2 protein-coding genes are annotated in these 2,099 nt (G+C 43.7%); both read right to left on the bottom strand.

What is annotated here, in order from left to right; all coding sequences use genetic code 11:
- Nucleotides 1-560 precede the first annotated feature (560 nt).
- A complete protein-coding gene (locus WB217_RS04090) occupies nucleotides 561-1,361 on the bottom strand; it encodes a DUF2935 domain-containing protein (RefSeq protein WP_423990894.1) in 801 nt (266 codons plus the stop codon).
- A 119-nt stretch (nucleotides 1,362-1,480) separates the two neighbouring features.
- On the bottom strand, nucleotides 1,481-2,099 hold a 619-nt coding region (locus WB217_RS04095), incomplete at its 5' end, for a PTS fructose transporter subunit IIC (protein WP_423990896.1).

Here is a 2,099-nt window from a genome sequence, read left to right on the forward strand (position 1 = left end):
GGGCCATTACCCGCATCCTCGTAAAATACATCGCCATAAGCTAATTGACATAGGGGCAACCAAACTCAACTCCTTTTACATTCATCCTCTTACGTAAAGGCATGTTTAGTATTGCCAATTCATAAAACGACTCATGCACAGGGACGTTCTTACCGTGACATTGCCCTGCCTATATGGTATCCTTGTATTATTACATGTTAAAAAAAACTGCCAGTGTTGGCCCACCGGCAGTCTTGCAATAGCCTTTCCCATGGTGGATCGGCCATAGTATTAGCTGGACCTCCCCCTAAGCAAAAGGTTAAGGGAGGTCTATTTTTTTTGGCTAAAAGTTAATATTGCGAGGACAATACTGGCAAAGGAGAACATAGCCATAAAGGTCTCGAACACCGTCAAAGGCGTCACCCCCTTTCAGCGGGGCTAGCCGACCACTCTTGAGATCCGACTATTGCCTTTTAAGTATAACACAACCTTGTCCAAAACAAGAACATCTGTTCTACTTTTAGGAAAATTAGGGCTAAGATACTAGATGTTTCTTTCATGTTATCTAGTATCCACCCCAGTTATTCTGCTTTTAACCTTGGCATTCCCGGATCACATCCTGGCAACTGCATGGAGGCTGCTTCCGCTACTTTTGTTAAGTAATAGCATTCCTCCCTGAACATGTGGTCAGCCATTAATGGAGCAAAGCTGCCTAAAGCCTGCTCGGTCAGTTCCAGCTCTTTAAGCTCATCCAAAAATTTCATGAACAACTGAATTTCCAATGAAATGTCTGCATTCATTTTTTGAAGGGCAGGAAATGCTGTTAAATTCGTGCGTAAATAGCCAGTCATTTCAACTGCCTTCAAATAAAATTCTTCAAAATGCTTCATGTATTTTTCGCTTCTTGTCTTTAATCGCTTTTCCACCTGATCTAGATTGCTCTGGATGGCTCCCGCATGGCCGGCAGCGTCTAGGAGCCAGACTGTATGATGGTGAAGTTCATGGAAAATGGGCGGTACCTGACCCTTTTTTAAGTATTCAAGTACTCTGATATATTCTTCAACCTCATTTACCATATGGTTGACAAAAGTTGGCCCAAAATGTATTTTCACCTTGCCTGTGAGCATTTTAGCGATTAACTCCAGCTTGAATTGCCGGATTTTCTTTGCCTCTTCGTTTGCCCTCATACTCAAATGAATCAGATCCGTTGTTTCAATTCTCCCTAAAAGCCGGTCAAAAGTATTAATAAAATAGCTCGCCGTCTCGATCTCTTCTTTTTCAACCGGAGCCAGTGCTTCGTGCAAAAATCTGGCGTGATCCCCCAGCACCTGGAGCCAGAATCGATGCTCAAATCTAGCAGCTTCCATAAAGACTTGAACCATTCCACCTTCCCCCTTCACAGTCATCTCATAAAATCATATCTGCTGTACTGCTGAAATATTCTATGAAAAAGCCTCTTATAAAATAAAAAGCCGGCAGATTCATTCTGCCGGCAACATTTCTATTTAGTGACTGGTTTCTTTAAAAACCCCAACAGTACAGCTGTTACAGCGGCACCAATCAGGATTGCTGCAAGATATAATAACCATGCGCCATCAACAAGCGGCACTACGAACAATCCGCCATGGGGAGCTCTTAAACCGATGTTGAACATCATGGAAAGTCCGCCTGCAACTGCCGAGCCGGCCATTACAGAAGGGATGACCCTTAATGGATCTGCTGCCGCAAAAGGAATGGCACCCTCAGTTATGAAGGAAAGTCCCATGATGTAGCAAGCTTTCCCTGCATCTTGGTCTTGTTTTGAAAATTTATTTTTAAAGAAAGTTGTAGCAAGAGCGATACCAAGCGGAGGAACCATACCTGCTGCCATGATCGCTGCCATCGGCTCATATACTCCGTTAGCAAGCAAGCCGGTGCCAAATACATATGCTGCTTTATTGATTGGACCACCCATGTCAAATGACATCATTAATCCTAGCACGATTCCAAGCAATACGGCATTCCCGGTCCCAAGTCCAGAAAGCCAATCAGTGATTCCCTGGTTCAGGGCACCAACTGGTTTGTTTACGAGGAAGACCATAAGGAAGCCTGTCAAAGCAATACCAAACAAAGGATATAAT

The sequence above is a fragment of the Mesobacillus sp. genome, assembly GCF_049588175.1.
Lineage (GTDB): Bacteria > Bacillota > Bacilli > Bacillales > Cytobacillaceae > Mesobacillus.

What these genes read in the sequence shown, in the direction of transcription:
- WB217_RS04090 (WP_423990894.1), bottom strand. Translation starts at nt 1,361, where the DNA reads ATGGTTCAAGTCTTTATGGAAGCTGCTAGATTTGAGCATCGATTCTGG.